This is a genomic window from Lentzea sp. NPDC042327 (assembly GCF_040647275.1).
Taxonomy (GTDB): Bacteria; Actinomycetota; Actinomycetes; order Mycobacteriales; family Pseudonocardiaceae; genus Lentzea.
Window position 1 is genome coordinate 39079 of the sequence record NZ_JBEZBX010000025.1, and the last position, 22616, is coordinate 61694.

General features: G+C 72.4%; 21 protein-coding genes. 12 read left to right on the forward strand and 9 right to left on the reverse strand.

The window, feature by feature from the left end; translation table 11 throughout:
* Nucleotides 1–35 precede the first annotated feature (35 nt).
* From AB0A63_RS37915 to AB0A63_RS37945, 7 genes are all read left to right on the forward strand, one after another.
* Nucleotides 36–587 (forward strand): hypothetical protein, encoded by a 552-nt coding sequence (locus tag AB0A63_RS37915; RefSeq protein ID WP_360400682.1) that lies wholly within the window; start codon nt 36–38, stop codon nt 585–587.
* 62 nt (nt 588–649) lie between these two features.
* Nucleotides 650–1282: a hypothetical protein gene (locus tag AB0A63_RS37920; protein WP_360400685.1), complete on the forward strand. Its 633-nt coding sequence runs from the start codon at nt 650–652 to the stop codon at nt 1280–1282.
* A 112-nt stretch (nt 1283–1394) separates the two neighbouring features.
* Nucleotides 1395–2711, forward strand: a complete 1317-nt coding sequence (locus tag AB0A63_RS37925; protein WP_360400688.1) for a cytosine permease — start codon at nt 1395–1397, stop codon at nt 2709–2711.
* 11 nt (nt 2712–2722) lie between these two features.
* Nucleotides 2723–4291 (forward strand): hydantoinase/oxoprolinase family protein, encoded by a 1569-nt coding sequence (locus tag AB0A63_RS37930; RefSeq protein WP_360400690.1) that lies wholly within the window; start codon nt 2723–2725, stop codon nt 4289–4291.
* Entirely contained in the window at nt 4284–5354 is a 1071-nt protein-coding gene (locus AB0A63_RS37935; protein ID WP_360400693.1) for a DUF917 domain-containing protein, read from the forward strand. Before AB0A63_RS37930 ends, AB0A63_RS37935 begins: the two co-directional genes overlap by 8 nt.
* Nucleotides 5355–5417: 63 nt before the next feature.
* The gene (locus tag AB0A63_RS37940; protein WP_360400696.1) at nt 5418–6479 is read left to right on the forward strand and encodes a DUF917 domain-containing protein; all 1062 of its coding nucleotides are present in this window, start codon (nt 5418–5420) and stop codon (nt 6477–6479) included.
* Complete coding sequence (locus AB0A63_RS37945) at nt 6476–8014, forward strand: helix-turn-helix domain-containing protein (protein ID WP_360400699.1); 1539 nt, start codon at nt 6476–6478, stop codon at nt 8012–8014. The genes AB0A63_RS37940 and AB0A63_RS37945 overlap by 4 nt, the downstream gene beginning before the upstream one ends.
* Nucleotides 8015–8048: 34 nt before the next feature.
* Here AB0A63_RS37945 and AB0A63_RS37950 read toward each other — a convergent pair whose 3' ends face one another.
* On the reverse strand, nt 8049–9077 hold the full coding sequence (locus tag AB0A63_RS37950) for a histidine kinase (protein ID WP_360400702.1): 1029 nt from the start codon (nt 9075–9077) through the stop codon (nt 8049–8051).
* Nucleotides 9078–9411: 334 nt separating this feature from the next.
* On the opposite strand from AB0A63_RS37950, the gene AB0A63_RS37955 reads away from it, so the two are divergent.
* The gene (locus AB0A63_RS37955) at nt 9412–11079 is read left to right on the forward strand and encodes an ABC-F family ATP-binding cassette domain-containing protein (protein WP_360400705.1); all 1668 of its coding nucleotides are present in this window, start codon (nt 9412–9414) and stop codon (nt 11077–11079) included.
* Here the strand turns inward: AB0A63_RS37955 and AB0A63_RS37960 are convergent.
* Nucleotides 11049–11885, reverse strand: coding sequence for a DUF4082 domain-containing protein (locus tag AB0A63_RS37960; RefSeq protein ID WP_360400708.1), 837 nt, complete (start codon nt 11883–11885; stop codon nt 11049–11051). The two genes, AB0A63_RS37955 and AB0A63_RS37960, sit on opposite strands and share 31 nt — an antisense overlap.
* A 169-nt stretch (nt 11886–12054) precedes the next feature.
* On the opposite strand from AB0A63_RS37960, the gene AB0A63_RS37965 reads away from it, so the two are divergent.
* From AB0A63_RS37965 to AB0A63_RS37980, 4 genes are all read left to right on the forward strand, one after another.
* Nucleotides 12055–13323 (forward strand): glycosyltransferase 87 family protein, encoded by a 1269-nt coding sequence (locus AB0A63_RS37965; RefSeq protein ID WP_360400711.1) that lies wholly within the window; start codon nt 12055–12057, stop codon nt 13321–13323.
* A complete protein-coding gene (locus AB0A63_RS37970) occupies nt 13232–14221 on the forward strand; it encodes a hypothetical protein (RefSeq protein WP_360400714.1) in 990 nt (329 codons plus the stop codon). Before AB0A63_RS37965 ends, AB0A63_RS37970 begins: the two co-directional genes overlap by 92 nt.
* 46 nt (nt 14222–14267) lie before the next feature.
* Complete coding sequence (locus AB0A63_RS37975; protein WP_360400717.1) at nt 14268–15059, forward strand: TIGR02452 family protein; 792 nt, start codon at nt 14268–14270, stop codon at nt 15057–15059.
* A 166-nt stretch (nt 15060–15225) separates the two neighbouring features.
* The gene (locus AB0A63_RS37980; RefSeq protein ID WP_360400720.1) at nt 15226–16605 is read left to right on the forward strand and encodes a GMC oxidoreductase; all 1380 of its coding nucleotides are present in this window, start codon (nt 15226–15228) and stop codon (nt 16603–16605) included.
* Nucleotides 16606–16746: 141 nt separating this feature from the next.
* Here AB0A63_RS37980 and AB0A63_RS37985 read toward each other — a convergent pair whose 3' ends face one another.
* From AB0A63_RS37985 to AB0A63_RS38015, 7 genes are read right to left on the reverse strand one after another with little or no spacing between them, the layout of a single operon-like run.
* Nucleotides 16747–17457: a DsbA family protein gene (locus AB0A63_RS37985; RefSeq protein WP_360400723.1), complete on the reverse strand. Its 711-nt coding sequence runs from the start codon at nt 17455–17457 to the stop codon at nt 16747–16749.
* Complete coding sequence (locus tag AB0A63_RS37990) at nt 17447–18859, reverse strand: cytosine permease (RefSeq protein WP_360400726.1); 1413 nt, start codon at nt 18857–18859, stop codon at nt 17447–17449. The genes AB0A63_RS37985 and AB0A63_RS37990 overlap by 11 nt, the downstream gene beginning before the upstream one ends.
* Nucleotides 18856–19164: a Rieske (2Fe-2S) protein gene (locus AB0A63_RS37995; RefSeq protein WP_360400729.1), complete on the reverse strand. Its 309-nt coding sequence runs from the start codon at nt 19162–19164 to the stop codon at nt 18856–18858. Before AB0A63_RS37995 ends, AB0A63_RS37990 begins: the two co-directional genes overlap by 4 nt.
* Nucleotides 19161–19976 carry an iron-containing redox enzyme family protein gene (locus tag AB0A63_RS38000; protein ID WP_360400732.1) on the reverse strand — a complete coding sequence of 272 codons (816 nt, stop codon included), beginning with the start codon at nt 19974–19976 and terminating at the stop codon, nt 19161–19163. Before AB0A63_RS38000 ends, AB0A63_RS37995 begins: the two co-directional genes overlap by 4 nt.
* On the reverse strand, nt 19973–20761 hold the full coding sequence (locus AB0A63_RS38005; RefSeq protein WP_360400735.1) for a dihydrodipicolinate synthase family protein: 789 nt from the start codon (nt 20759–20761) through the stop codon (nt 19973–19975). Before AB0A63_RS38005 ends, AB0A63_RS38000 begins: the two co-directional genes overlap by 4 nt.
* Nucleotides 20762–20767: 6 nt before the next feature.
* Nucleotides 20768–21274, reverse strand: a complete 507-nt coding sequence (locus AB0A63_RS38010) for a DUF6190 family protein (RefSeq protein ID WP_360400738.1) — start codon at nt 21272–21274, stop codon at nt 20768–20770.
* Nucleotides 21264–22415, reverse strand: coding sequence for an aminotransferase class I/II-fold pyridoxal phosphate-dependent enzyme (locus AB0A63_RS38015; protein WP_360400741.1), 1152 nt, complete (start codon nt 22413–22415; stop codon nt 21264–21266). The genes AB0A63_RS38010 and AB0A63_RS38015 overlap by 11 nt, the downstream gene beginning before the upstream one ends.
* Nucleotides 22416–22616 lie beyond the last annotated feature (201 nt).

Here is a 22616-nt window from a genome sequence, read left to right on the forward strand (position 1 = left end):
ACGACTCTCCGCGCACGGTTCGGCACAATGCGTGCATGTTCATGCCGCTGGTGACGAGGGAGATGCGGGAACGGGCGCGGCTCGTGCCCAACAACTGGTTGCACGTGGTGGATCCCGCGTACGACCGGGTCGTGGCCGAGGCGGTGGTCGGGCGCTACCTCGTCGACGAACGCGGGGAGATCACCGGGCAGTACGTGCCGAACCCGCGGTACCGGGCGAAGGAGCTGGTCTTCGACAACGACCTGGAGTCGTTGATGTACCTCGTGCAGCACGGGCGGGCGGAGAAGCGGGAGCTGGTCGACGCGGTGCTGGCCGCCGAGCTGGTGCTGCCCGCGGACCCGGCGCGCAGGGCGCGGGAGCACGTGGTGATGCGCGGGAACGTCATCGACGCGTTCGCGTCGGAGAAGGCGGTGCCGCCGGACTGGCCGCCGCACTGGCAGCGGTTCAGCGGGGTCGAGCTGGCGGTGGTCGCCGACGCGGTCGCGGAACCGGTCGTGGTGGTGATCGGCGCGCAGGGCGGGGTGCGGTTCGAGGTTCCGGGGGACGTGCTGGTCGACGGGCTGCGCGCGGTGATCACGATGTGGTGAACCAGGGGGCGCCGGGGAGCAACAACGGCGTGCTGTTGCGCCGATCGGGCTAACCTCCGGCCGTGCGGACGAGGCTGAACCCGGTGCAGCAGGCGGTGGTGGCCGCCGGACGGCCGTTGCCGCAGCTCACGGACCCGTTGGAGGTCGAGCTGCGGGTCAGTGCCGCGGTGGGGGCGGTGGCGCACGACGAGCAGTTCTGGGAGGTCGTCGTCCGGCACCTGGCCGACCTGCCCAGCCGGCGCAGCGGGGCGTTGCTCACGGCGCTGGGGCACCTGGTGCCGGGACGGGTCGGGGCGTGGGCGCGGGAGGCGGCGCGGGAGCAGGAACGGCCGCCGTGGGACCTCGGGCGGCTCGTGTTCGGGGAGTGCTGGATCGGGGACCGCTCGATCGACGCGGGCTATCTCGCACTGATGTGCACCTATGCCTATGACGACGAGCCGCACGCCATGGTTTTCATGATCGACGAAATCAGCGGGAGCCTCACGCGGCACGCGTTCCTGACGCGGCAGGTGCAGGAGACGCTGGCGCGGGTGGAGGAGCAGGTGCGGCTCCAGGCGATTCCACCGGAAGCGGCGCACTGGCTGCTTTCCCGCAGCTACGACCGGTTCGAACGGCGGCCGGGGCTCGCGGTGAGCGCGGACGTGCACCACACGCGGCTGGTGGCGCGCAGGCGCATCGGGCTCGCCATGAATTAGGGCTGTGCGAATCGCAACGTGCTGGTTCGGCCGACTGTGCAGATTGTCTGTAGCTCGATCGTGACTCCGCCATTACTGTCCGAGTTGTCGATCACAGGGCGGAGGGACGATCATGGCCGCTCTTCTCGGACATGACGACCAGACCCTCACCCGTGTCCCTGACCAGGCGCGGCACCCGTGGTTGTCGGTCGCGACCCAGCGCTTCGGGCAGACTTCCGCGCTGAGCCAGTTGCTGCTGGGCGCGACCCTCGGGTTCGGCATGGAGTTCTGGGACGCGTTCCTCGCGCTGACGATCGGCGCCGTGCTGCTCAACGTCCTCGCCATCGCGGTCGGCGTGATCGGGCAGCGGGAAGGGCTCCCCACGGCGGTCCTCAGCCGCTGGACCGGGTTCGGGCACGCCGGGTCGGCCGTGCTCGGGCTGGTCGTCGCGCTCGCCGCCACCGGGTGGTTCGGGGTGCAGACGGGGCTCGCCGGGGTGGCGCTCGCCGGGGTCGCGGGACTGCCGGCGCCGGTGTGGTCGTTGGTGTTCGGGCTGGCGGTCACCGTCATCGCCGCTTTCGGCGTGCGGTGGAGGGCGTGGACGGCCTACCTGACCGTGCCCGCCTATCTCCTCCTCGTCTTCTGGGTCGTGCACGCGAACGTCGCCGACGTCCCCGCGGCGGTGGCGGCACCGGCGCCGGGACCGGGGATCGGCCTGCCGACCGCGGTCACGCTGGTCGTCGGCAGCTTCGTCCTCGGTGCCGCGATCGCGCCGGACACCACCAGGTTCAACCGGTCCACGGCGGACGTGGTGAAGCAGACCGTCCTCGGCGTCACGGCCGGGCAGTGGGTCGCCGGGTGCGCGGGCGTGCTCCTCGCGCACGGGCTCGGCACCACCGACGTCATGGGCGCGGTCAGCCGGTCGGGCGGCTGGGTCGGCGTGCTGGTCGTCGTCGCGGTGGTGCTGAAGGTCAACGACTGGAACCTCCGCTCCGCCTCGCTCGGGCTCGGCAACTTCTTCGACGCGGTGTTCGACCGGCGGATCAGCCGGGCGCAGGTGACCGTCGTGGCCGGCTGCGCGGGCAGCTTCCTGGCCGCAGCGGGAATCCTGCACCAGTTCACGCACTTCCTGGTGCTGCTCGGCGTGGTGTTCCCGCCGGTCGCCGGGATCATGATCGCCGAGTACTACGTGGTGCGGCGGTGGCGCAACGAGATCATCTCCACCCGGCCGCGCGTGCCCAGGTCGGCGCCGTCGTGGGTGCCCGCGACCGTGGTCATCTGGCCCGCCTCCGCCGTCGTCGGCGAGCTCGTCCCGTTCGGCCAGCCCAGTGTGAACGCGCTCCTGCTCGCGTTCGCGCTCTACGTCTCAGCTGGCCGGTTGGACCTGCTGCGCATGCGGTGCAGGCGTGCCACGAACCGTAGGGTGGCCGGGGAAGCGACCGCTGTCTGAGGGGTTCGTACATGCACATCGGTATCGACGTCGGCGGCACGAACACCGATGCCGTTCTCGTTGACGGACGCCGCGTCCTGGCCGAGTGCAAGAGAACCACGACCGCCGACGTCACCACCGGCATCGTCGCCGCGGTCGGCGGGCTGCGGGCGGCGTGCGCGTTCGAACCCGCGGCCGTGCGGGCGGTCATGATCGGGACCACGCACTTCGTCAACGCCGTCGTCGAGGGCAGGGGCCTCGCGCAGACCGCGGCCGTGCGGCTCGGACTTCCCGCCACGAAAGCACTTCCGCCGTTCGTCGACTGGCCGGACCGGCTGCGGCGGGTGATCGGCGGGCACGCCTACCTGTGCCACGGCGGGTACGAGTACGACGGCCGGCTGATCTCGCCGCTCGACCACGACGAGCTGCGCGCGGTGGCCGCCGACATCGCCGCGAAGGGCGTGCGGTCGGTCGCGATCTCCTCGGTGTTCTCGCTCGTCGACGGCGACCTCGAACGCCAGGCGGCGGAGGTCCTCACCGCCGAGGTGCCGGACCTGGTGGTCAGCTTCTCCCACGAGCTCGGCCGGCTCGGCCTGCTGGAGCGGGAGAACGCGACGATCATCAACGCCGCGCTGCGCGAGCTCGCCGCGCAGATCGCCGACGGGCTCGTGGAGTCGTTGGCGGCACAGGGCATCGACGCGCCGCTCTTCCTCAGCCAGAACGACGGCACGCTGATGGACCTGGAGCACGCACGCTGCTACCCGGTCGCCACCTTCTCCTCCGGGCCGACGAACTCGATGCGCGGCGGCGCGTTCCTGTCCGGGCTGGACGAGTGCGTGGTGGTCGACGTCGGCGGCACCACCACCGACGTCGGCGTGCTGCACAACGGTTTCCCGCGCGAGGCCTCCTCCCAGGTGCAGATCAGCGGGGTGCGCACGAACTTCCGGATGCCCGACGTGCTGTCGGTCGGCCTCGGCGGCGGCAGCGTCGTGCGGGAACGCGACGGCGTCCTCGTCGGACCGGACAGCGTCGGATTCCGGTTGGCGCAGAAGGCCCTGGTGTTCGGCGGCGACACGCTGACGGCCACGGACGTCGCCGTCGCCGCCGGGCGCGCGGACATCGGCGACGCCTCGCTCGTGCGCCACCTGGACCGCTCGCTGGTGACCGCGGTGCTCGGCCACGCCGGCGAGCGCATCACCGGGCTGGTCGACCGGATGCGCGCGAGCCCGACGCCGGTGCCGGTCGTGCTGGTCGGGGGCGGCAGCGTCCTGGTGCCGGAGGAGCTCGCCGGTGTCAGCGAGCTCGTCCGGCCGGAGCACCACGGGTTCGCCAACGCCATCGGCGCGGCGATCGCGCAGGTCGGCGGCGAGGTGGACCGCGTGTTCACGATCGACCCGGCACGGCGCGGCGACGTGCTCGACGCGGCCAGGCAGGAGGCCGTGGACAAGGCGGTGGCCGCGGGCGCGAAGGCGGACACCGTGCGGATCGTGGAGGTCGAGGAGATCCCGTTGGCCTACCTGCCGGGCAACGCGAGCAGAGTGCGCGCGCGGGCCGTGGGCGATCTCGTGCTGGAGGGCCTGCCGAGGAGGGCCCGTGCGTGAGATCGGAGTCGAGGAGCTGCGGTACCTCGCCCGTGGCGCGGCGATCCTGGGCGCGGGCGGCGGTGGCGACCCCTACATCGGGCGGCTCGTGGCGGAACAGGCGCTGCGGGAGCACGGGCCGGTGCTCGCGGTCGAGCCGCACGAGGTGCCCGACGACGCGCTGGTGGCCGGCATCGGCATGATCGGCGCCCCGACCGTGATGGTCGAGAAGCTGCCCTCCGGCACCGAGGCGGTGACGGCTTTCCGGACCCTGCAACGGGAGCTGGGCCGCCCGATCACGCACGTGCTGCCGATCGAGGTCGGCGGGATGAACTCGCTGGCGCCGTTCCCGGTCGCCGCCGCGCTCGGGCTGCCGGTGCTGGACGCGGACTGCATGGGCCGCGCGTTCCCGATGGTGCAGATGGTGGTGTGCACGCTCGACGGCGTGCCGGCCAAGCCGCTCGCGGTCGCGGACGAGAAGGGCAACTCGGTCGTCCTCGACGTGCTCGACAACCACTGGGCGGAACGGCTCGCGCGCTCGGCGGCGGTCAGGATGGGCTGCACGGCGGTCCTGTGCAGCTTCCCGATGTCCGGTGCGCAGGCCCGCGGCACCGTCATCCCGCGCACGCTGACCCGCGCGGCCCGGCTCGGGCGGCTCGTCGAGCAGGCGCGGCGCGACCACGCCGACCCGTGCGCGGCCGTGGCGGACCACCTCGGCGGGCGGGTGCTGTTCACCGGCAAGGTGGCCGGCGTGCTGCGGGAGAACGACCCCGGCTTCGCCAGGGGCGAGGCGCTGCTGGAGGGGTCCGGCGCGCACGACGGGTCGCGCTTCCGGCTCGCGTTCCAGAACGAGCACCTCGTGGCCACCCTCGACGACGTGGTGGTGGCGTCCGTGCCCGACCTGATCTGCGTGCTGGAGGCCGACGGCGAACCGGTCCCCGGCGAGCGGCTGCGGTACGGGCAGCGCGTGGTCGTCGTGGGAGCGCCGTGCCACCCGCGCTGGCGGACGCCGGAGGGGCTTGCGCTGGTGGGCCCGTCGGCGTTCGGCTACCCGCACGGGTACGAGCCGCTCGGACCGGCCTGACCGCCCCGGACGCGCCGTCGCGGGAGCTTCTCGCCCGCACGGCGCGGCACTACTGTTCCGCGCATGCACCTGCTCCAGCCCGACGAGGTCGACCGGCTCGCGCTGGGCGTGGTCGTGCTCGGCAGCGGTGGGGGCGGCGGGGAACGCGAGACGCACGCCTTCGCGGCCATGTTGCGGCAGCAGTTGCGGGAGAGCGGCCCGGTCACCGTCCTGTCGCCGGAGGAGGCGGACCCGGACGGGCACGGCGCGCGGGTCGGGCTGATCGGCGCGCCGTCGGTGGTGATCGAGAAGCTGCCGTCCGGCCGGGAGGCGGAGGAGGCGCTCAAGGCGTTGCGGGGCCACGACGACACGGCCGTGACCGCCGTGATCGGGTGGGAGGTCGGCGGGTGCAACGGCCTGCTGCCGCTCATCCTGGCCGCGCGGCTGGGCCTGCCGTACGTCGACGTGGACGGGATGGGGAGAGCGTTCCCACGGATCGACCAGACGACCTACGACGCGGCCGGGCTGCCCACGACCCCGTTGGCCATCACCGAACCCGGCGGCAACCGGGCCGTGCTCGACGCGACCGGCATCGAGAAGCTCGCGCGCACGGTCATGGTCGACTTCGGCGGCTGGGCGATGATGGTGGCGAAGCCGTTGCGGCTCGGGGACGCGCTCGGCGCGGGCGTGACGGGCTCGCTGATGCGGGCGTTGCGGCTGGGAGAGATCTGGTCGCGCCGGACCGCACCCGTCGCCGACAGGGCCGCGGAGTCGGGCGGGTTCCTGGTGGCACGGGGGAAGGTCGTCGAGGTCTGGCGCGAGTCGAGCGGTGACTTCCCGCGCGGGACGGCGGCGCTGCGGCTGCTGGACGACGACGACGCCTACGTGCGCCTGGAGATGCAGGGCGAGTACCTGGCCGCGCTGGCCGACGGCGAGACCCTCGTGACGACGCCCGACCTGCTCTGCTGCCTCGACGCCGAGTCGGGCACGCCGGTGTCGGCGGAGCGGCTCACGTTCGGCGCCGTGGTCGACGTGGTAGCGCTCCCATCACCGGCGCAGTGGCTGCACGGCGACGTGCTCGGCCGGGTGGAACCGCGGGCGTTCGGCTACGACCTCGACTACGTGCCCTTCGGGGCCGCCCGGTGATCGACGACGCCGACGCGCTGACCGTGCGGGACCTGCTCGACATCGGCGTGCTCGACGACGCCTCTCTGCTCGCCGGTGGACGCGGGCTCGACGTCGAGGTCGGTGACGTGCGGCTGGCGGCGGACCTGACCGCGGTGGAGGCGTGCGCCGCCGGTGACGTGGTGATCCTGACCGGGAACCAGCCGTACCTCGTCGAGGTGGCGCTGCGCAGGGCCTACAGCGCGGACGTGCGGGCCGTCGTGCTGGTGCGGCCGGTCTCCGGCACCCACCAGCCGCCGTCCGCCGCGACGCTGTCGTTCGCGAACCGGCTCGGCGTGCCGCTGCTGCAGACCGGTGCCGCCGATCCGCTGCTGGTGGCCGACGCGCTGCGCACCGCGGTTCGCCATCCCGAGGTGGTCGCGGCCCGGTTGCTCGTCGCCGTCACCGCGCGGCTGGGCCGGTCCCGCCCCGACCCGCGGTCGGTCGTCACCATCCTGTCCGGCGAGCTGCACGTGACGTGCGCGGTGATCAGCGCCGACGGCACCGCGATCGAGGGCCTGGCCCCACCGGGCCTGCCTGCCGACGTGCTGGTGGGCTCGGTCGCGACGACCGTGGAGCTGGCCGAGGGCTTCGCCGCCGCCGTGCCGGTGGAGACCGACCGCACCGGTCACGTGCACCTGTGGCTCGTCGTGCACGCCGGCGGACGCAACCGGCGCTGGGCGCAGACGGTGCTGCAGATCAGCCAGGTCGCGTCCTGGGCGCTGGGCAGCTGGGTCGCTGCCGAACGGCTGGAGACCGAACGCAGGGCCCGCTCCCGCGGCTCGCTGCTGTCGGAGCTGCTCGCGGCCGGTGACCACGTGCCGCCGCTGCTGGTGCAGCAGGCGGTGCTCGCGGGGTGGCGGCTCGACGGCTGGCACACCGGCGTCCACGTGGTGGCGCCCCCGCCGGTGCCCGGTGTGCACGACCCCGGCCACACCGAACGGTTGCGCGTCGAGCTGTCCCGCCGCGGCCTGCACGGCCAGCTCGTCGAGGGTGCGGAGGGCTGGTCGTTCTGGCTCACCAACGACTCGGAGCCACCGCAGTCGCAGCACCGCGAGCTGACCGCGCGGATCGCCGCCGCGCTCGGCCCGAGCCGGTTGGTGGCGGGCATCGGCCGGCCGCACCCGGGGGCGGCCGGTGTCGGGCGGACGCTCGCGGAGGCGCGTGAGGCGGCGGCGATGACCGGCACGGCGAAGGTCGTGCACATCGACGAGCTCGGCGTGCGGCGGCTGCTGTCGATGGCGGCCGAGACGCCGGCGCTGGTCGAGCAGGCGACCCGGCTGCTGGAACCGCTGGTGGGGGTGGAGGACGGGCAGCTGCTGCGGACCCTCGCCGTGTACCTCGACGAGGAGTCCGTGACGTCGTCGGCCGCGGTGCGGCTGAAGGTGCACCGCAACACCGTGTCGCAGCGGATCAACCGGGCGGAGCAGCTGCTCGGGGTGAGCCTGCTGAACGCCGACGAGCGACTGGCCGTGCACCTGGCCTGCCGGGCGGCCCGCGCGTCCGACGAGCTCTAGCCCTCGTCCACGGCACCGGCAGATGCCGGTGAAGCTAGGTCGGGACGAACGCGGGCAGCACGGCGTCCACCTCGTAGCCGCCGTCCGACGTCGGGCCGGCGGTCAGGGTGCCACCGACCATCTCCACGCGGCCGCGCAGGCCGAGCAGGCCGGTGCCCGGTGTCGGCAACGGGCCGGGGGCGGTCGCGGGTGGGGTGTTGCGGATGACGGCGCGGACACTGTTCGGTCCACAGTGGACGGTGATGGCGGTCTCGGCGCCGGGCGCGTGCTTGTGGACGTTGGTCAGGGACTCCTGGACGACGCGGTACATCGTGCGGCGGACGGCGGGGGAGACGGTGTCGGCGTCGCCGTGCTCGGTCAGGGTGACGGTGAGGCCGGTGGCGGCGACGAGGCTGGACAGCTCGTCGGGCAGGACGTCCGGGATGCGGGCGGTGCGGCCCGCGCGCAGGACGCCGACCAGGTCGCGCAGCTCGTCGAGGGCCTTCAGGCCCGCGGTGCGCAGGTCGTCGGCGGCCCTGCGCACGGCGTCGGTCCGCGCGGCCATGCGGAGGGCACCGGCGTGCAGGACCACCAGCTTCAGGCGGTGGGTGACGACGTCGTGCATCTCGGAGGCCAGGCGGGTGCGTTCGTCGGCGCGGGCCTGTTCGAGCAGCAGGGCCTGAGCGGCCTGGGCCTGGCTGAGGCGGTGCTGGGTGCCCTGGTGCAGGCCGGTGAGGGCGGCGATCACGAGCAGGGCCGGGGTGGTGGGGTCCGGTGACCAGGCGCCGAGCGCCCACGCCGCGGGCAGCGTGGCGGCGACCCAGCGGCGGCGGGGCTGGGCGGCGACCGTGACGGCGACCGGGAACGCGGCGTAGCTCGGGGCGAGCAGGCAGAGCAGCCCGACCGCCGTGGCCGAGGTCAGCGGGCGGGAACGGCGCCACCACAGCGCGGCGGCGGCGAGCAGGTGCACCGCCAGGTAGGCGGCGGTCGGGGCGGCCACCAGGTGTGCGGGCGCGGTCAGCTCGCGCCACGTGCCCAGGGCTGCGACGAGCAGCACCAGTGCCAGGTCGCCGGCGGCTTTCACCTCCCTGACGATACTGCGCGGAAGTGGTCCGGATCACCTACGTCAGCAGGCTGTGGACCCTACTTTCGCAGGTGGCGACCGGTCCGGTTTCCGCCTGCCGGACACCGTTGTCCGGCAGGCGGTTCGAGGTCCTGTGTGGACTCGCGTCACGGCCTGCCGAACAGCACTGTCCACAGGAACGACCGGCCGAGCGCCACGGACGAAACCGGCTCGCCGGGTACGAGGACCGGTGTGCGGTTGCGCTCTCGTACACCGTATGGGAGCCTTGACCACATGATCTTCTGACACCACATCCGTGCATCCGAACTTCCTCCTCTCGGTAGTGGGTGGTGTCATGTCAGGTCAGTTGACGCTGAAGAAAATCAGCAAGAGCTTCGCCCACCGGCGGGTGTTCGACGACGTTTCGCTCACGGTCAGGCCGGGCGAGCGGGTCGGCGTCGTCGGTGAGAACGGGTCGGGCAAGTCGACGTTGCTGCGGCTGGCCGCCGGGGTGGACACCCCGGACGACGGCGAGGTCACCGTGGTGGCGCAGGGCGTCGGGCACCTCGGGCAGGTGCTCGACCTGCCGCCCGGCGCGACCGTGGGCGACGCCGTCGACTCCGCGCTGGCCGACCTCCGGTCGCTGGAACGGCGGATCGCGGTCGCGGCGCGGGAGCAGCGGCTCGCGGAGTACGGCGACCTGCTCACGGCGTTCGAGCTGCGCGGCGGGTACACGGCCGACGCGCGGGTCGAGGCGGCCATGTCGGCGCTCGGGGTCGGTGGGATCGGCCGGGACCGCGAGCTCGGCGCGGTGTCCGGCGGGCAACGGGCCCGGCTCGCGCTCGCGGGCGTGCTGTCGGCGGAACCGGAGCTGTTGCTGCTGGACGAGCCGACCAACCACCTCGACGGGGAAGCGTTGCGGTGGCTGGAGAAACGGCTGCTGGCCCACCGCGGCACGGTGGTCGTGGTGACGCACGACCGGCTGCTGCTGGAACGGGTGGCCACCACGATCGTCGAGGTCGACGGCGACCGGCGGACCACCGCCCGCTACGGCGCCGGGTACGCGGGCTACCTCGCCGAACGCAGGGCCGCGCGGCAGCGGTGGGAGCAGGCGTACGCGGAGTGGACGGGCGAGGTCGGCCACTGGACGCGGTGGCGTGGCACGACAGCGCACCGGGTCGCGCCCGGCCGCCCGATCCCCGACCACAACAAGTGCAAGTACAACGGCGACGGGCGGCGGGTGCAGGCGTCCGTCCGGACGCGGGTGCGCAGCGCCTCCGAACGGCTGGAGCGGTTGCGCGCCGCACCCGTGCCGAGGCCACCGGACCCGTTGCACCTCAACGCTCCGCTCGACGCGGCGGTGCGCGAGGGCGCGGTGCTGGAGCTGCGGGACGTGGTGGTCGGCGAGCGGCTGGCGCTGGCGGAGCTGACCGTCGACGCGGGGCAGCGGCTGCTGGTGACCGGGCCGAACGGTGCGGGCAAGTCGACGTTGCTCGACGTGCTCGCCGGGGTGCTGCGACCGGACAGCGGCACGGTCGAACGGCACGGTGCGGTCGGCTACCTGCCGCAGGAAACCGTTGTCGCACAACCACGACAGCCGGTGCTGGCGGCCTTCGGCGGTGACGCCGGCGAGCTGGCGGCGCTGGGGTTGTTCCGGGAGGACGACTTCGCGACCCCGGTGGGCGCGCTGTCGGTGGGGCAACGGCGGAGGCTCGCGCTGGCGCGGCTCCTGCGGGCCGAGTGGGACGTGCTGCTGCTCGACGAGCCGACGAACCACCTGTCGCCCGCGCTGGTGGAGGAGCTGGAGGCGGCGCTCGCGGCCTACCCCGGCGCGGTGGTCGTCGCGTCGCACGACCGGTTGCTGCGTCAGCGCTGGCACGGCGCCCGCCTCGACGAACGGCTGCGGGCCGAGGAGGCGCCGCTGGTGCGCCTGCTCGACCTGACCGGCGGTACCGACGAGGTGCGGCACCGCCGGGCGACCGGCGCCTGCGCTCACGGCCGGAAGATCGGCTCGATCCAGTAGTTGCTCGCGTTCCACGTCTCGGTGGGGAAGCCGCCGCCCTCGCCGTAGCGGTAGACCCCGGCCTCCACCCCGGCGTAGAACGGCGCGTTCGCCACGCCGCCGAGGAAGTAGCCCTCGGAGGCGACGTACCCGCCGGCCGGTGTGTAGTAGGAGACGACGTAGTCGACGCCCGGCTGCACCGGGACCGGGGTGGCGAAGGTGATCCGCTGCGAGTGCGCGGCACCGGGCGCGGCCTGCTGCGCGAGCAGCGTGCCGTCCGGTCCCCAGACCCGTGCGGTCACGGGACCGGTGTAGCCGCCCCGGCGCAGGACCACGGCCGGGACGGAGCCCGCGCGGTCGAACCGGGTGCGCAGGCCGAGCTCGACGGCGGCGAGGTCGGGGTCGAGCTCGGCCGGGTGGCCCGGCTGCGGCGGCAGGACCAGCTTGGTGTCGCCGTGCAGCGGCGGGGTGGTGCTGCCGCCGACGTGGATGGTGGTCGAGGCGGTGACCGCGCCGAGCGCCGAGGCGGTGCGGGCGCGCGCCCAGATCGTGACCGGGCCGGGAACGCTCGGGAACAGCACCGTCGACCACGTCTCGGTGCGCGCGTCGAGCGAGGTCCAGTTGACCCCGTCGGAGGAGAACTCGACGGTGGTGACGCCGCCGGACTCGCCGTTGACCGCGCCACCGGCGAGCACCAGCGGGGTGTTGAGCGGTACCGAGGTGCCCGTGCTCGGCGAGTGGATCATCGCGTACGGGGTGTCCGCCGCGAGGGCGGGCGCCGCCTGGAGCAGGAGCAGGGCCGGCAGGAGTGCGGCTAATCGCTTCATGGTGCGCAAGTGTCGCACCAGCGGCGGACGGCCCCTGCCTCGGCCGAACGACCGACCCCCGCCCGGGTTGCCGTCTGAAAGCACGACTTTTCCCGGCCCGCCGACCGATCCGGCCGGGTGCCGGTGATCGGCACGCTCGTCCACGTCGGACGGCGGGAGGGTGCGGGCGGTGCTGGATCAGGTGGTTCCCCGGTGGGTGGTGCGGATCGACCTCCGCTGGGTGTGGGCGGCGGTCGCGGCCGGGGTGCTGGTGTGGGTGGCGGTGCGCGTTCCCCACGGCGGTTCGCTGGACCTGCGGGTGTACCTCGCGGGCGGGGAGGCGCTGTGGTCGGGCGAGGGCCTCTACGGACCGGACTTCCCCGGCCCGCGGGGGTTGCCGTTCACCTACCCGCCGTTCGCCGCCGCTCTCTTCGGCCTGCTGGCACCGCTGCCGCTCGTGGTCGCCGCGGTGGCGTGGGCGGCGGCCGGGATCGTGCTGTTCACGCTCGCGTGCCAGGTCGCGGTGAGCCGGGCGGCCGCGCCGGGCACCGTGCCGCGGGCCGGGTTCGGGCTGGCGGCGGCGTGCCTGCTGCTGGAACCGGTGCGCGGCGGGCTCGACCTCGGGCAGGTCAACCTCGTGCTGCTGGGCCTGGTCGCCCTGGACTGCCTGCTGCCGCGCACGCCGTGGCCGCGCGGGCTGCTGGTCGGGCTCGCCGCCGCGGTGAAGCTGACGCCGGCGGTCTTCGTGCTGTTCTTCCTGTGCCGTGGGCGGTGGCGCGCGGTGGCGACCGCCGTGGCGGCGTTCGCGGGCTGCGCTGCCGTCGGCTGGGTGCTGGCGCCGGGGGAGTCGCGGCGGTTCTGGTTCGACGCCGTGCTCGACCCGCAGCGCGTCGGCGGCCTCGCGTACACGGCGAACCAGTCGCTGCGCGGGCTGCTGGTGCGGGCGCAGGCACCGGAGTCGCTGTGGGTCGTGCTGTGCGCGGCGGTGGTCGCGGTGCTGCTGCTCGTGCTGCCGCGGTTGCGGGACGACCTGACCGCCGTGGTGGCGGTCGCCGTCACCGGCCTGCTGGTCTCGCCGGTGTCCTGGTCGCACCACTGGGCGTGGGTCGCGCTCGCGGTCCCGCTGCTGCACGGCCGGGTGCGCGTCGCGGTCGTGCTGCTCTTCGCGGCCGGCGTGCACTGGTGGCTGCCCAAGGAGGCCGATCGCGAGCTGCGGTGGACGTGGTGGCAGCACCTCGCCGGCAACGCCTACGTGTGGCTCGGGCTGGCCTTCCTCAGCTGGTGTTTCATGCGAACACGCAAAGTTGCGTGCACGCAAGAATGGCGGCTACTCTCGGCGGCGTCGACCGACGCGGAGGAGAACGGCCATGCGGGGCAAGGGAATCGCGTACAGCACGGGGTTCGTGCTGAAGGGGGAGAACTCGTTGCCGGTGTTCGACCCGGAGGCGGTGCGGCGTGACCTGCGGGTCATCCGCGACGAGCTGCACTGCACCGCCGTGCACCTGGTCGGCGGCGACCCGGACCGGCTGGAACGGGCTGCCCGGTGGGCGGCCGAGCTGGGACTGGAGGTCTGGTTCTCGCCGTACCCGCTGGAGCTGACGGCGCAGCAGCTCACCGCGTTGCTCGCCGACTGCGCCGAGCGGGCGGAACGGGTGCGCGCGGACGGCGCCGAGGTCGTGTTCGTGACCGGTGTCGAGCTGAGCATCATGAACCGCGGGTTCACCCCCGGTGACGACGTCCTGGACCGCGTCGGGCAGCTGCTGGGGAACCCCGCGCGGATGGCGGAGGCGGCCACCCGGCTGAACGAGTTCCTGGCGGACGCGGTGACGAGGGTGCGCGAGGTGTTCCACGGGCGGGTCACCTATGCGGCCATCCCGTTCGAACGGGTCGACTGGGACCTGTTCGACGTCGTGTCACTGGAGCTGATCCGCTCGGCCGAGGTCGCCGACCGGTACGCCGAGGGCATCCGGTCCGTTGTGGCGCAGGGGAAACCGGTCGCGATCACCGGGTTCGGCACGGCGGCGTGGCGCGGGTCGGGTGCGGTCGCGCCGCGCAGCATGGAGATCGTCGAGCACGACCGGGACGGGCGGCCGGTGGGGATCAAGGCCGGTTACGAGCGCGACGAGGACGAACAGGCGCGGTACCTGCGCGAGGTGCTGGCGGTCCTCGAGGTGGAACGGGTCGACAGCGCGTTCGTGTACCTGTTCGCGCTCAACGACTTCCCGCACCGCCCCGGTGACCCGCGGCGCGACCTCGACATGGCGAGCCCGGGCATCGTGAAGGTCCGCGAGGACGGGTCGTGGGAACCCAAGGCGGCGTTCGCCGCGGTCGCCGAGCACTACGCGCACACCGGCTGAAACTCGCTTGGCCGCGCGGAAACCGTGCGGCCACAATCGGCTCATCATGAGCACAAGGCTGAGAGCGATCGCCCATGAGACCGTGGCCATCGCGCAGAGCGGTTCTTACCGCACCGCGGCGGGAACCGTGCCGGTCGACGTCGCCCCGGCGGTCAGCGGAACGCGGTTGTACGTCCCCGAAGACGTCGTGCCGCTGCCCGAGCAGGGCGGTCCGCCGCGCGTCGAGGTCACCGCCGAGTCGACGCTGGTGGCGACCCGGCGGCTGGGCGGGGACGTCGCGGCGCTGGTGTTCGCCTCCGCCCGCAACCCCGGCGGTGGTTTCCTGAACGGCGCGCAGGCCCAGGAGGAGAGCGTCGCGCGGGCGTCGGCGCTGTACCCGTGCCTGCTGGCGGCCGGCGACTTCTACGCCCACCACCGCGCGCACGACGACCTGTCCTACAGCGACCGGGTCATCCACTCGCCGGGCGTGCCGGTGTTCCGCGACGACCGCGGTGAGCTCCTGCCGCGGCCGTACCCGGTGTCGTTCCTCACCGCGGCCGCGCCGAACCTGGGCGCGATCCTGCGCACGCAGCCCGAACGCGCGCCGGCCGTTCCCGGGCAGCTGCGCCGGCGCGCGGTCCGGGTGCTGCACGTCGCGGCCACCCATGGCCACCGGCGGCTCGTCCTGGGCGCGTGGGGCTGCGGTGTGTTCGCCAACGACCCGGCGACCGTGGCACGGGCGTTCCACGACGCGCTGCGGGAGTGCCGCTTCTTCGACGAGGTGGTGTTCGCGGTGTTCGACCGGCAGCGGGACAGCCCCGCGCTGAGGGCGTTCACCGAGGTGTTCGCCGGGAGCTGACCTCCCGGAAAAAATTTCCGGGGTTCTGCTGAACCGCCGCGGCCCGCTGTCCGTGTGGGTGGCGTCGGGCCGCCAGCCGGCCGGTCGACGAACCCCAGGGAGCACCGATGCCAGCCACGCTGTTGGCCCTGTTCGCCATGCCCGTTTCCGGTCGAGGAGCGCGGCGATGAGCGACTACGACTTCGTCGTCGTCGGCGGTGGCACGGCGGGCTGCGTGCTGGCCGCGCGCCTGTCGGAGAACCCGGCGCACACGGTCCTGCTGCTCGAAGCCGGCCACCACGACACCCCGGACACGCCCACGGCTCACGTCCGCGCGCACCGCTCCAGCTACGACGCGTGGGAGGCGGCCGGGGCCACCGGCTGGAACTTCCAGACCCTGCTGCCGCACCTCAAACGCGCCGAGCACGCCGCGGGCATGGACCCGCGGTGGCGCGGTCGCGGTGGCCCGGTGGTCGTGTCACCGGCGCCGATGGCCGAGCCCGGCTCGTTCTACGACGCCTGCTACCGCGCGGCGGAAGAGGTCGGTGCGCCGTTCACCGCCGACGGCAACGGCCGGGTCGCGGAGGGCGTGGCGCGCACCGAGGTCAACCTCGTCGGCTTCACCCCGCAGAGCCCGTTCGCCGCCTACCTGAAACCGCTGCGCCGCCCCAACCTCACCGTCCTCACCGGTGCCCGCGCCCGGCAGCTGCTCTTCGCCGGACGGCGCTGCACCGGCGTCGAGCACGTGGTCGACGGCCGCCCGCGCATCGCGTTCGCCTCGCGCGAGGTCCTGCTCGCCGCCGGTGCGGTCGGGTCGGCGCAGTTGCTGCTGCTGTCCGGTGTCGGACCGGCGAACCGGTTGCGGGAGCTGGGGATCGACGTCGTGCGCGATCTGCCCGGCGTCGGGGAGAACCTCCAGGACCACCCCTTCGGCCACGTCACGTTCACGTCGCGCGTCTCCGCCGACGACGGGCGGGTGCCGGACACACCGCAGGTGCTGCTGCGCAGCGACCCCGTCGCGGACCCGGACCTGCGGCTGGTGTTCACGCACTTCGCGTTGCCGCACGGCAAGCCGGACAACGGCTTCTCCGTCATGTTCTCGTTGCAGCGCCCGCACAGCCGGGGTTCGGTGCGGCTCGTGACCGCCGATCCGCACGAGGTGCCGCTGGTCGACCCCGGCCACTACCGCGACCCGCGCGACCTCGACCTCATGGTGACGGGGCTGCGGCGGGCCAGGGAGGTGGGCGAGGCGGCCGCGTTGTCCCGGTGGCGGATCGGCGAGCACCTGCCCGGTGCGGGCGTCACGTCCGACGAGGAGCTGCGGGCGTACGTGCGGCGGGTGACCGGGACGTTCCTGCACTTCGCCGGGACGTGCGCGATCGGCGCGGTCGTCGACCCGCAGCTGCGCGTGTACGGGACCGGCGGGCTGCGGGTCGTGGACGCCTCCGTCATGCCGACGGTCGTCGCCGCACCCCCGAGTGCGTCCGTGCTGGCGGTCGCCGAGCGGGCGGCGGTGCTCGTGGCGCGGCGGTGGGAGGACGAACGGGCGGTGCGCGCGACCGGCTGAGGCCGGTCGCTTCGGTGTGGCCGGGCATGGGCACAGCCAGGCCGTGCCCGGCCACACCTCGGCACCGGCGCCGTTGTCGGGACGGCACCGGTGGTGATCCGCTCCCGGTCGCGGCGGCGGCGCCGGCGCGACCGGGGCGTGTCAGGCGGCCGTCGACAACCCGGCGGCGCGGTCGAGCAGATCGGTGTAGACCGACGGGTCGTCGGCGTCGATCACCGGGAACCCGGTGCCGAACCCGCCGTTGACCCAGCGGGTGCGGATGCCGGGGTTCGCGAGGTTCGTCCCGTCGTGCAGGAACACGTGCGGGCTGCAGTTCACCCGCCCGTCCTTCGCGGCCTCGTACTGGCTCATGACGTCCGCACGGGCACGGCCGTCGTCGAGCGCGCGAGCCAGTTCGCCGACGTCCACGACACCGGTCGACCCGGCGATGTCGAGGATCTCGTGGCGCAGGGAGATGCAGCGGCCCTCCGCCCAGAACGCCCGGCGCAGCGCCAGGTCGAGCTGTTCGGAGGCGTGCCAGCCCTGGGCCTTCGCGGCCTGCACCGCCTCCAGCGGCGGCAGCATCGTGACCGGGTACGTCCAGTCCGGTCCCTGCCACAGCCGCCAGCCCGCGTCCGGTTCCAGCGCGCCGATCACGGACACCTCGGAGTCGACGCCGGGGCGTTCGTTGACCGTGCGGTTGAACAGCTCCAGCGGGAAGGCCCGGTGGTCGAACCAGATCCGGCCCTCCAGCCCCAGCCTGCGCCGTGCCTCGTGCAACCGGTACACGGCCAGGTGGGCGAAGGAGCAGTTGAGGTCGGTGAAGACCGTGATCGTGTCGTGGCTCGACGGGAGCCGCGGGTCAGTCGGCATGCGCGAGAACCCTTTCCGGGAACAGGCGGCACAGCACGTCGTACAGGACCGCGGCGACCACGAACGGGACCACCGCGCTCAGGTCGATCCCGCCCGCCAGCCCCGCGAGCGGGCCGGTGTAGAGGGTGTTGCCGACGAACAGCAGTCCCAGCAGGACGGACGGCACGAACGCGCACACCGCGCGGAGGTTGAACCCGCCGGTGTACCAGTAGCGGCCCTGGCCGGCGGAGGTGAACGCGAGCAGGTCCGCGGCCGAGTAGCGGCCACCGTGCTGCCGGTAGCCCACCAGCATGATCGCGGCCCACGGCGCCACGAACACCAGCAGCACCAGCACGAACGCCGAGATCGAGTCGATCGCGTCGTACACCACCGCGCCCACGTACAGCGCGCTGACGCCGACCACCGACACCAGGACCGTCGCCACCGGCCGGGACAGCCGCCAGAAGATCGACTGCGCCGACAGGCCCGCCGCGTAGATGCACAGGCCACCCTGCGGCAGGGTGCCCGCGAGCCCGTAGGCCACCACGACGACCGCGAACCACGCCGGCACCACACCGGCCACACCGATGATCCACGGCTTACCGGGATCGGTCAGCAGCGTGGTGACGAACGCGCCCACGCCCAGCGCCACCGCGTTGCTCAGGTACATCGCGGAACCGTTCCACCACACGGCGGTCCGGTCGCTCACCGACCTCGGCAGGTAGCGGCTGTAGTCGCCCTGGAAGGTCGAGTACGAGATCGGCACCGTCGCGCTGAACGTGACCGCGAGCAGCCACGTCCTGGTGAAGTCGCCGAGCGCGTACGCACCGCCGGCGTACCCGGGGTCGAACTCCGGCAGCAGCACCACGACGAGCCCCAGCAGCACCGCGGCACCGATGATCGTCATCACCCGGTAGGTGGCCAGCAGCACCGCGTGGCCGTACACCGCGACGAGCACCACGACCACCGCCACGACCGGTGCGACCACGGCGAGCGCCGCACCGTCCGCGGGCGTGCCGAGCAGGCGTTGCCCGGCGAACAGGATCGCGGTCGCGCCGGTCCACACGGCGATCGAGAAGAACCCGATCGCCGCGCAGACCGTGATGACGTTGCCGATGACCCGCCCGCGCACGCCGAAGTGGGCGCCGCTCGACACCGGGTCGTTGGCGCCGGTGGCCTTGCCGAACCGCACCAGCGGCGCGACCACGACCGTGCCGATCAGCAGCCCGATCAGCAACGAGCTGATGCTCGCCCACCAGCCGAGCCCGAACGCCACCGGCACCGAGCCGAGCACGACGGTGCCCAGCGAGAACTGCGCGGAGTTCCAGATCCAGAAGAACTCCCCCGGCGACGACGTCCGCTCCTCGTCCGGGACGACGTCCACGCCGCGGGTCTCCACCACGACCTTCTGCGGAGTGCTCATCGGGCCTCCTCCGCCGCTGCCAGCAGCGCGCGGGCGGTGTCCGGGTCGGGCACCTCGGCGCCCTCCGCCAGCGGTGCCACCACGAGCTCGCGGCACGGTGGCCCGGTGACCTGCCTGCCGGTGGTGAGGTCGAACGACGAGAGGTGCAGCGGGCAGGTGATGCGCAGCGTGCGGCCGTTGACGTAGCCGTAGCGCAGCCGGCCGCGGCGGTGCGGGCAGGCGGACTCGGTGAGGATCCGCCTGCCCGCGACCTCCACCAGGATCAGGTCCTCCGCGAGCTGGCGCACCACGGGTTCGGCGCTCATGCCGCCCTCGCCCTGTCGATCGCGGCCTCGGTCGCCTCGGCCACGACCGCGCTGGTCAGCGTCACGCCGGTCCACACCTTCGCGAGGTCGACCGGCCGCTCGTCGGCCAGCGCCTTGATCGACGCCTGCATCTGCCTGCTGTGGTAGGCGTCGATGTAGAGGTGCTCGTCGTAGTACCTGCGGTTGACGACCCCCAGCCGGTCGCACGCCTGCGCGTAGCACCGGAACGCGTACAGCACGCTCGACTCGAAGTAGGTGTAGGCGCCGAGGAAGTACTCCGGCGCGGGCGCCCGTTCGGCGAGCCAGTGGAACAGGTTGACGTAGGCGAAGCTCTCGTCGCCGACCCGCTCCACGTACCAGTCGAGGTCGGTCGGCATGCCGAGCTCGGCCACCAGCTTGCCGTACAGCGCCGAGTGCTCCTGCTCGTCGTTGCCACAGCCGAACTCGTCGATCAGCACGCGCAGCACGGCCATCCGCGCCTTGTTCGGCAGCCGCGGCAGGATTCCCAGGTGCGACTGGGACTCCACCAGCCCGTCGACGGCGAACTCCCGCACCACCACGCGGAACTGGTCCAGCGTGGCCTCCTCGGCGAGGAACCGCTCGTGCTCGGACGGACCGGCGGCCTCCTCCTCCTTGAGGAACGCCTCGATCGCCTCCAGCAGCTCACGGCGGTGGCCGAACGACGGCGCCGCCGCCTCCAGCTCCGCGGCCTTGGGCACGACCCAGCGGCTCTCGATGTCGAGCAGGTCGGCGTAGGCGCCGAGGTCGAGGACCGAGCGGTTGTGCACGTAGAGCTGCCGCTGGTCGCTCATGTGCCCACCACCCGGTCTGTCTTGATGATCCCGCGCTCGCGCAGGGCCGTCTTGACGTGGCGGTACCAGTCGTCCTCGAACACGCCGTACTTCTCGCACAGCGCGTTGATCTCGTCCTGCCGCTCCTGCGTGGGCTCGGCGAGCATCTCCGTGCACACCTTCGGCTCCAGGTTGGCGAGCGGGCCGATGAAGCCCGCGACGCCCCGCGCCTCCAGCAGCAGGTTCTCCCAGCCCTCGAACACCGGCAGGCCGGGGCACTCGGCGACCAGCGCGCGGGTCAGCTCCGCGGAGCCGCTGGACTCCTTGACGCCGACGACGTTCGGCAGCTGCGTGCAGACGCGCCGCAGCGTCGCGGGCTCGATGCTGTTGCCGGACACGGCTTTCTCGTTGTAGAGGAAGAGTCCGACGTCGAGCGCCTCGGAGACCTCCCGGTAGTGCTGGAAGATCTCGTCCTGGCTGATGTCCGCGCGGAACGGCGTGGTGACCACCACCGCCGACACGCCGAGCCGTTCGGCCAGCCGCGACCGCTCGACCACCGACTCGGTGTCGGGCAGCTGAACGCCGGCCAGCACCGGCAACCCACCGGAGTGCTCGACGGTCGCGCTCACCATGTCGGTCCACTGCCGGGTGTCGAGCAGCCAGCCCTCGCCGGAGCTCAGCGTGGGCATCAGCCCGTTCACGTTGCCCCGCACCGACTCCACGAGCCGCGCGACGCTGTCGGTGTCCACCTGCCCGCTGTCGTCGAGCGGGGTCACCAGCGGCACGATCGTTCCGGAGTAAGCCATCGTCGTTCACACCCTCTCCGGAGCAACCCGCAACGCCAGCGACTCTTCGTAGAGCCGTTCCAGCGGTTGCGGGAAGTCCACCGTGGACTCTTCTGCGGTGTTCCACACCGACACCACCGCGGCGGGCAGGTCGGTGCGGGCGGTGAGCCGGCTGCTGGCCGTGTGCACGGTGGCACCGAGCCTGGTCGCCATGGCGAGCAGCAGCCGTTCGTGCCAGGGCAGGTCGGGCGGCCAGGCCCGGTCGAGGGCGAACTTGAGGTCCGTCTCCTCGTAGCCGATGCGGTCGATCCGCATGTCCGTGTGGAGGACGTCCATGAACGGGTAGTACGCGTCCTGCTCCGCTCTGGGGTGGCTCCACACCAGGTTGTCGCAAAACCCCACGTGTTCGAGGCTCATCGAGACCCGGTCCGCCATCCGCTGCGCGAAGAAGCTCTTGCAGCGGAGGCGGATCGTGTCGTCGGTGCTGTGCATGCCCATGAACAGCGAGGCGTCGATCATCGCCTCAGCGCTCATCGGACAGCAGCACCTCCCGCATCTTGCGCGCGGCGCCGGCGAAGTGCTCCGGCTGGCGGGCGAGCGCGATGCGGACGAACCGCTCGCCGCGGGCCGGCTCGTTCCAGTAGAAGAACGTGCCGGGCAGCACGTAGACCTCGTGCTCCAGCATGGAGGCCTGCAGCTCGGTGGCCGTCAGGTTCTCGTCCGCGATGCGGAACCACGCGACGCTGGTGTCCACGACCGGCTGGACGTACTCGAGGATCGTGCCCTCGAGCGCCTCGCGGATGGTGGCCCGGTTCTCGCTGATGACGTCGCGCACCGACGCGAAGTCGTCGGCGATGGAGTCCTCGACGTACTGGGTGAGGACGTTCAGCACGAACGGCGAGACGTTGAGCAGCACCGCCGTGTGGATGTTGTAGACCTCTTCGCGGATGTTCTCGCTGACCGTGATCATCGCGCACTTGGCGTCCTGCACCGGCCAGGTCTTGCCGGTGTCCTCGATCGCCATGTACGTGACGCCCGAGTCCTCCAGCAGCTGGTAGACGTCGAAGCGGTCCATGCCCTGGTCGCACAGCGCGAACGAGGCGAAGCAGAAGTCGATGACGAGCAGCTTGTCGTGGTCGACGCAGAAGCGGACGACCTCCTCGAAACCGCTGCGGCCGTCCTTGAGCAGCGTGAACCCGGTGGGGTTGTTGGGATCGACCAGGTAGATCGCGTCGGTCTCGACGACCTTCAGGTTCTCGTAGATCGAGCCGACGTCGTGCAGCGCGGTCTCGGCCAGCGGCCGGGTGTCCACCCGCATGCACTTCAGCAGATCGACCAAGTTGTCGAAGCACGGTTCGACCAAAGAGACGGACATGTTGCGCTGCTTCATGTACATCGCCGCGACCATCGTGGAGACGCTGGCCGAGTAGGACAGCCAGGTCTTTCCCATTGCCAGCGCGGTCGGTTGCTTGTGCAGCCGGAAGAAAGCATCGATGAACTTCTGCTCGAAGTGGGCCTGCTGGTCGCGCTCAGCCTCGTACCACAGGTCAGGAAGTCGAGAAACGATCTTGTCCTGACTCGGCGACTGGTACTGGTGGGTGTGCGCGTCAGCGAGGTTGAACTTTGTTCGAAGAGCGAGCAGTTCGTGCTGTGTGAGATCGACGAAATCTTCCACAGCATTGTTGTTACTCACAGTAATTCCCCCGAGGAATTGTTGTGGGTGGTTTCGCGAACTCCCCAGCCGCGATGGGTGCAAAGCTATCCGAACGCTTCGAGAATTTGTGTAACGGAAAGGTAACGCCAATGTTTCTGCAAAGTTGCCTATGGGATTCCTGAGCTGCTTTTTCGGGAACGCCGAAATGGCGCTGCCCCTGAA

Excerpts from the sequence above, each read along its gene's own strand:
- AB0A63_RS37960 (WP_360400708.1), bottom strand. The coding sequence starts at position 11,885 with ATGAAGCGATTAGCCGCACTCCTGCCGGCCCTGCTCCTGCTCCAGGCG.
- AB0A63_RS37915 (WP_360400682.1), top strand. The coding sequence starts at position 36 with ATGTTCATGCCGCTGGTGACGAGGGAGATGCGGGAACGGGCGCGGCTC.
- AB0A63_RS38000 (WP_360400732.1), bottom strand. The coding sequence starts at position 19,976 with ATGAGCGACCAGCGGCAGCTCTACGTGCACAACCGCTCGGTCCTCGAC.
- AB0A63_RS38005 (WP_360400735.1), bottom strand. The coding sequence starts at position 20,761 with ATGGCTTACTCCGGAACGATCGTGCCGCTGGTGACCCCGCTCGACGAC.
- AB0A63_RS38010 (WP_360400738.1), bottom strand. The coding sequence starts at position 21,274 with ATGAGCGCTGAGGCGATGATCGACGCCTCGCTGTTCATGGGCATGCAC.
- AB0A63_RS37990 (WP_360400726.1), bottom strand. The coding sequence starts at position 18,859 with ATGAGCACTCCGCAGAAGGTCGTGGTGGAGACCCGCGGCGTGGACGTC.
- AB0A63_RS37955 (WP_360400705.1), top strand. The coding sequence starts at position 9,412 with ATGTCAGGTCAGTTGACGCTGAAGAAAATCAGCAAGAGCTTCGCCCAC.
- AB0A63_RS37980 (WP_360400720.1), top strand. The coding sequence starts at position 15,226 with ATGAGCGACTACGACTTCGTCGTCGTCGGCGGTGGCACGGCGGGCTGC.
- AB0A63_RS37975 (WP_360400717.1), top strand. The coding sequence starts at position 14,268 with ATGAGCACAAGGCTGAGAGCGATCGCCCATGAGACCGTGGCCATCGCG.
- AB0A63_RS37985 (WP_360400723.1), bottom strand. The coding sequence starts at position 17,457 with ATGCCGACTGACCCGCGGCTCCCGTCGAGCCACGACACGATCACGGTC.
- AB0A63_RS37940 (WP_360400696.1), top strand. The coding sequence starts at position 5,418 with ATGCACCTGCTCCAGCCCGACGAGGTCGACCGGCTCGCGCTGGGCGTG.
- AB0A63_RS37970 (WP_360400714.1), top strand. The coding sequence starts at position 13,232 with ATGCGGGGCAAGGGAATCGCGTACAGCACGGGGTTCGTGCTGAAGGGG.
- AB0A63_RS37930 (WP_360400690.1), top strand. The coding sequence starts at position 2,723 with ATGCACATCGGTATCGACGTCGGCGGCACGAACACCGATGCCGTTCTC.
- AB0A63_RS37925 (WP_360400688.1), top strand. The coding sequence starts at position 1,395 with ATGGCCGCTCTTCTCGGACATGACGACCAGACCCTCACCCGTGTCCCT.
- AB0A63_RS37995 (WP_360400729.1), bottom strand. The coding sequence starts at position 19,164 with ATGAGCGCCGAACCCGTGGTGCGCCAGCTCGCGGAGGACCTGATCCTG.